The organism is bacterium, from assembly GCA_024224155.1.
Lineage (GTDB): Bacteria > Acidobacteriota > Thermoanaerobaculia > Multivoradales > JAHEKO01 > CALZIK01.
In genome coordinates this window covers 1-5,927 of sequence record JAAENP010000203.1, presented here as the reverse complement: position 1 = coordinate 5,927, position 5,927 = coordinate 1, and the positions used below count along the sequence as shown (strand labels likewise).

Annotated in this window: 6 protein-coding genes; 1 reads left to right on the top strand and 5 read right to left on the bottom strand. The window is 64.7% G+C overall.

Annotated features, from left to right (window positions below; genetic code table 11):
- Positions 1-122: 122 nt before the first annotated feature.
- Positions 123-626: a DinB family protein gene (locus tag GY769_11485; GenBank protein ID MCP4202543.1), complete on the bottom strand. Its 504-nt coding sequence runs from the start codon at positions 624-626 to the stop codon at positions 123-125.
- A 96-nt stretch (positions 627-722) separates the two neighbouring features.
- On the opposite strand from GY769_11485, the gene GY769_11480 reads away from it, so the two are divergent.
- Positions 723-1,349 (top strand): hypothetical protein, encoded by a 627-nt coding sequence (locus GY769_11480; protein ID MCP4202542.1) that lies wholly within the window; start codon positions 723-725, stop codon positions 1,347-1,349.
- A gap of 57 nt (positions 1,350-1,406) precedes the next feature.
- On the opposite strand, the gene GY769_11475 is transcribed toward GY769_11480, so the two are convergent.
- From GY769_11475 to GY769_11460, 4 genes are all read right to left on the bottom strand, one after another.
- Positions 1,407-3,542, bottom strand: coding sequence for a protein kinase (locus tag GY769_11475; GenBank protein MCP4202541.1), 2,136 nt, complete (start codon positions 3,540-3,542; stop codon positions 1,407-1,409).
- Positions 3,543-3,700: 158 nt separating this feature from the next.
- Positions 3,701-4,267, bottom strand: coding sequence for a methyltransferase (locus tag GY769_11470; GenBank protein MCP4202540.1), 567 nt, complete (start codon positions 4,265-4,267; stop codon positions 3,701-3,703).
- Positions 4,268-4,427: 160 nt separating this feature from the next.
- The gene (locus tag GY769_11465; GenBank protein MCP4202539.1) at positions 4,428-5,285 is read right to left on the bottom strand and encodes a CPBP family intramembrane metalloprotease; all 858 of its coding nucleotides are present in this window, start codon (positions 5,283-5,285) and stop codon (positions 4,428-4,430) included.
- Positions 5,282-5,905 carry a hypothetical protein gene (locus GY769_11460; protein MCP4202538.1) on the bottom strand — a complete coding sequence of 208 codons (624 nt, stop codon included), beginning with the start codon at positions 5,903-5,905 and terminating at the stop codon, positions 5,282-5,284. The genes GY769_11465 and GY769_11460 overlap by 4 nt, the downstream gene beginning before the upstream one ends.
- Positions 5,906-5,927: the final 22 nt, after the last annotated feature.

Sequence of the window (5,927 nt, the reverse complement as noted above, 5' to 3'; positions counted from 1 at the left end):
GAGGGTGGCATCGACCCGACGCACCCGTTCCACCAGCCGTTCCTCGCCTCGAGCCGCCGCCACTGCTTCCAGCCGCTGTCGCCTTCCGAGCAGCTCATCACGCAGACGAGTCTGGACGGGTGTCACGCCGCGCCTCCCGGAGTCGCTTCGGCCTTCTTCAGCACGGAGATTTGTCCCGCGTGGTAGACGTTGTGCTGCAGCACGCCCAACAGCAGGCCGCGCACGGTGGGGTCGCAGCCGGCGACCGGATCTTCCAAGCGGGCGTCCTCGAGCTCGAGGACCGTCGCATGGAGGCTCCGATGAGCCTCTTCCAGATCGGAGAGAACGGTCCGCCAGGCCTCTTCCGAGCCGTTTGCCGTGGGTGGCCAGTCGAGCTCGAGGCTCAGATCGCCGATCGTCTCTCCGAGGATTCGGCGCCTGGCGGTGTCGATCCAGGCGGTGATGTGAAGCGCAATCTCCCAGATGCTGTGTGCAGCGGCGAGCGGTCGCCGGTTTGCGGCCGCAGCGTCGACTCCCGCCAGCGCCTGCGTGACCGACGGACCGTGCCAGGAGCCGCCGCGGAAAGCTCGCTCCAGCTGATCGGCGAGGTGCGCGGTCTCGACGCGCGCTGTTGTCAGTGTCGTCATGATGCTGAATCTAACCTCCTTTACTCTATTTACAAGTTAGATTGTAGCTCCGGCGACCTAACCTGTCAATACCTCGAAATAGGTTAGGATGGGACCATGGACGAGCCCCGCGAAAACACATTCGCGCTCTCCGGCGGCGCCCTGTGCCTCGACTTTGCCAACACCTGGGAGGATCGAAGCCGGGCGGAGACCGAGAAGCTCCACGGCTTCGTGGACCTCCTGGCCTTCGCCGACCAGGTGGGAATCCTCGGTCGCCGTCAGGCCGGAGCCCTTGAAGCCATGGCCCGCGACCAGCCGCAAAGGGCCGAGAAAGCGCTGGCGACCGCGATCGACCTGCGCGAGGCGCTCTATCGGATCTTCGAGGCACGAGTGACCGGTGGGAGTGCGCGGAGCGGAGATCTGGAACGAGTCAATGCCGCTTTCGCCGATGCCACCGCACGACTCCGGCTCGAGACCGACGGCACGGGCTTTGCTTGGGGGTGGCACGGCCTCGCGAGCTCCTTCGAGGCTCCGTTGGCTCCGATTGCCCGTTCCGCAGCCGAGCTTCTGACCGGCGCCGAGCTCGAACGTGTGCGCGAGTGTGACGGCGAGCGCTGCACCTGGCTCTTCCTCGACTCCAGCCGCAATCGCTCCCGCCGTTGGTGCTCGATGGAGACCTGCGGCAACCGCGCCAAGGCACGCCGTCACTACAGCCGCATTCGCGCCGTCGGTGGTCCCAAGTGAGCTCCGAGCCAAGAAACTAATCTGAATTTGGACCGCTCATCGTCAGACCCTGTTCGGCTAGCGCAGTAGAGCTCGAAATCGGGGATCGTCGTGCAACGAGCTGAGGTCGGGATCGTGTTCCATCCACGTTTGCCACCACTCGCCGTGGATGATGGTGCCGCCCAGACAGTCGATCGCCTCGCCGGGCCGCCCAAGGAGAGCGTATACGCAGGCGACGTTGTAGAGAATCTGAGGCTCCTCGGGATCGATCGCCAAAGCCCGTTCGGCAAATTTCAGGCTCTCGGCGGGTCGTTCCCCCAACTGCGCCAGCGAAATGGCGCTGAAATAGAGGGCCCGCGCGTCGCCCGGATACAACTGCAGGTGAGCTTGCGCCAGCTCCAACGCACGACGGTAGGTATCGTCGGACTCCTGCTTGCGACCCAGCCCCCTGAGTGCGCTCGCCATCAGCGTCGGCGCCTGGTAGTCCTCACGCCGAGCGTCGCAGGCACGGCGGAACCACCGGACCGCCTCCTCCAGCTTGCCACAGTTGTAGTGGGTGCGCGCGTAGAAGTAGTAAGCCTCGAACAGCTTCGGATTCAGCCGAACGGCCGCTTCGAATTCTTGACCGGCCTCGTCGTACCGCTTGCTCAACGAGACGGCGATTCCCCGGGCCACATGGGCCTCGGCCAAATCGAAATCAAGTCGTACGGCCATACGGCTGGCCTCATCCGCCCCCTTCAGATTCTCTTTCGTGGCGGCCCAGAACATGTACAGGTAGGAGTAGGAATCCGCTAGTCCCGCATAGGCCGCAGCGTAGTCGGGGTCCATGGCGATGGCACGCTCAAACTTCTTCTGCGCGAACTCGATGCTCCGCCGTCGAAACTGCCGGAAACTCTGCCGCCCGCGCAAGTACTGCTCGTATGCATCGACGTTGGTCGTGGGAGGTTTGGCGATGGCGCGCCTCTCGGCGTCCGTCAGCATGACTCGCAGGGCGCCCGCGATGCTCTCGGCAATCTCGGCCTGGATGGCGAACACGTCCTCCAGCTGGCGGTCGAAGCGTTCCGCCCAGACGGACCGTCCAGACTTCGTCTCAACGAGGGTCGTTGTCACCCGCAGGTTGTCGCCCGCTCGACGCAGACTCCCGTCGAGGACGTAGGCTACTTCGAGTTTCTGGCCGGCCTCGGTGGCGGGGACCCCTAGATCCCGGAACGGCATGACCGAGGAGCGCGAAAGCACCGACAGGTCTCGCATCTTCGACAGCTCGATGATGACGTCCTCCGTCATCCCGTCGCGAAGGTACTCGTCCTCCTTGGTCCCGCTCGAGCTCTCGAAGTACAGAACCGCCAGGGTCCTGGGTGTTGCGAGCGAAGCGGACCTGGCCTTTCGCAGAGCTTCCGAAACCGCCCGTGCCGACTCGTAGCGACGCTCCCGGGTCTTCTCCAGGCACTTGAGGACGATCGCCTCGAGCTCGACGGGGACATCCGAGTTGAGCAAGCGCGGAGGCGAGGGCTTCGTGTGCTGGATGTCGGCAATCAATCGGAAGCCGTCGGAGTCCGAGAACGGCGGCTGCCCGACGACCAGCTCATAGAGCGTTGCCCCCAAAGCGTAGACATCCGCTCGCTCGTCCACCGACTCCGCTCGAAGCTGCTCGGGTGCCATGTAGCGCAACGTGCCAGACAGCTCGGGAGCTTCCGCGAGGAGCTCCGTCGTATCATCCTCCGGGAGCGACGGGAAGTCCGGCACGGCCACGGTCCTGGCCAGGCCGAAGTCGAGAATCTTAACTTCTCCGCCGGGTGTGATCTTGATATTCGCCGGCTTCAGATCGCGATGAATGATGCCTTTCCTGTGCGCGGCGCCGAGAGCGTCGACCAGTCTCATGGCGATGGCGAAAACTCTGGGAATCGGCATGCCCCCGGCGGGGATGAGCTGATCGAGCGTGTCGCCCTCTACATACTCCATCGTCAGGAACTGAGCGCCGTCGGCCTCCTCCACCGAATACAGGGTCACGATGTTGGGGTGATTCAACGCCGCGATGACCTTCGCCTCTCGCTGCAAGCGTTCCTGGAGATCGGCGTCCGAAGCCACGGTCTCCGGCAAGACCTTGAGGGCGATCTTCCGGTCGAGGCGAAGATCATCAGCGAGATAGACCTCCCCCATGCCCCCTTCCCCGAGCTTGTCGAGAATCCTGTAGTGGGAGAGGGTCTGGCCCTGCACGCATACCTCCCGGGTTGGCGGTCAGTCTAGCAGAGTGAGAAGGGTCCTCTCTGACAAGGAAGGCCTCGGACCAGCGCGGTCACAAGGCACTTCACGAGAGTCGCAACCGGGGGCGGATGCACCCTACGTAGCAGTTGTCGTCGCTGACTGAGACCCGCCTACTTGAGCGCTTCGTAGATTCTCTGCGGAGGCAGGTTTCGAAGGTCGAGCTCCGAGCGGACGGAGCGAAAGCAGCGCTCGAGGTGCGCCCGCAGGCGGCGACGCGGCAGGTAGAACATCTGGTAGGTCACAAAAGCGCCTCCAGGGGCGAGCGCTGCCTCGGTGTTGGCGACAATCCTGTGCGCCGACTCCGGGGAGAGCCAGAAGAAGGGGATTCCCGACAGAACGCAATCGGTCGGACCGAGACCCAGTTCCGCGAGGATCTCTCGCACTCGCACGGCGGAGTCGTGAACGACGATGAGTCGCGGATCTCGGAGCCTCGCGGTCAGTCGCGCCGCGAACTCGGCGTTCGCTTCGATCGCCAGGAGACGCGCTCCGGGGGGCAGCCGGTCGAGCAGCGCGCTCGTCAGGACTCCGCTTCCCGGACCGAACTCGACGATCAGCCGCGCCTCGGCACTCGGTGCCTTCGAGGCGATGCGACCGACGCTGGCCGCAGAGGTCGGGGTCAGCGCTGCAATGCCCTTGGGATCCTTGAGGAAGGCTCGCAAGTGAACACTCAGAGACATGAACTCTCTCTATCGTAGCGTTCTTTTTCTTCAGGCTGGGTGTCTTCGAGCCGCGAACGCATCGTGCTCGTGCCCCGAAGTCTGAGACCGGCATCCACGGCATCATCGCCATAATCCCACCGCGATCGGCGGCGGCTCAGCTGGCGCACTCGGTCTGGCGTCAATGACGCCGGCGGCGGATCGTGAGGTAGGCCGGGACGGCCACCGCAAGCGCAACCGAGAGAGTGACGAGATCAGCTCCCAGTCTGGGCCCTGAGAGCTCCATCCCCTGGACGATGTGACCGTGGAAGGCGTTGGTGCTGCCGTGGGCCAACGCCGCGGGCCAGACGCTGCGGCTTTGAATCGTCAGCCAGGCCAGCAGAAAGGAAGCGAGGATGAGCTCTAGCGGAAACAGCACGAGAGCGCCGAGCACCGGCGTTTCGGCATAGTTGTACCCGGCGAGGATCATCGGCGTATGCCAGTGCGCCCAGATGAGACCGAGAATGACGATCCCGCCAAGCGGGCCGAGGCGCTCGACAAGCCGAGGCTGAAGATAGCCCCGCCAGCCGATCTCCTCACCGGCGGCGAAGACGCCGTTGACCACGGCGAAAACGACCGCCGTCGCGGCCAGGTTGAGCGCGAAGCGAGGGACCGACTGGCCCCCTTGGCCGAGCACCCACCTCCCTTTCTCCAGCACCACCAAGCCGTCGACGAGCTGGAGGTGCGGCGAGCTTCCGAGTTTCAACGAGCTGATGATCGCCACACACAGCATCGCGCTCAGAGCCGGGATGAAGGCCGCGGCGATCAAGTAGCGGGGGCGGCCAATGCGCCAAGGAATCGAGCGCAAACCCTCGCCGGTCCGGAGCAACATGGCCAGGGCGGTAACGCCGGGCAGAAACATGATGAGCGGCGCGAACCTCGCGACCAGCGGTCCGTCCAGGCCTCCCCGCCACAGCACTAGAAGCTGCAGCGCGTAAGTCACCGGAAGAAGCAGCGCAAGGTAGCCCAGAATGCCCGCCCGAGCGCTCCCGATCTTCACGACGCCGCGCGCCGGCCCGATTCCCGCAGGGGTGAGGCGAAGGCTCGGTAGCGACGCAGCAGGCCGCCCAACAGACGGGTCATGCCGAGCCAGAGCAGGCAGCCTGTCACGAGCCCGACCGGGATGATCCACCAGCCCAGAAGCTCGAACTGCGCATCGGGCGGGCCACTGACGAAGCCAAGAGCGAGAAGATCGGGTGGATCCCTCCAGAGCCCGATGTGGTGAGGAAAGAAAGGCTTCAGTACAGCGACCAGAATCAACGCTGCAGCAAGACCATAGCCCAGGATTCCAGCGAGGAACATCGTCAGACCGATCAGCCCTTCCATGGCCCACCGTTGTGCCGCCCTCATGAGCGTCAGTGGCGATTGGCTGGACCGGCCTCGGGCGAGAAGCGCCTCGGTCTGATACTCGGCTGCCAGCTCTTCCGGATCGCCCAGGGCTTCGAGCACCTCGACGACCGCCGCCGCCGGATCCGCCGCGCCCGCCAGGCGCTCTGCGATATGGCCCTCGATCTCGAGCAGAATGTCGTCGACCTCCCCCGCTTGGAGGGTGCCGAGCGCCCGCCGCAAGCGGGCCGCGTATTGCCCGCTTCTTGTCGCTATCTGTTCGTCTCGGTTCATTCCTATCCCTCTTCGATCGGGG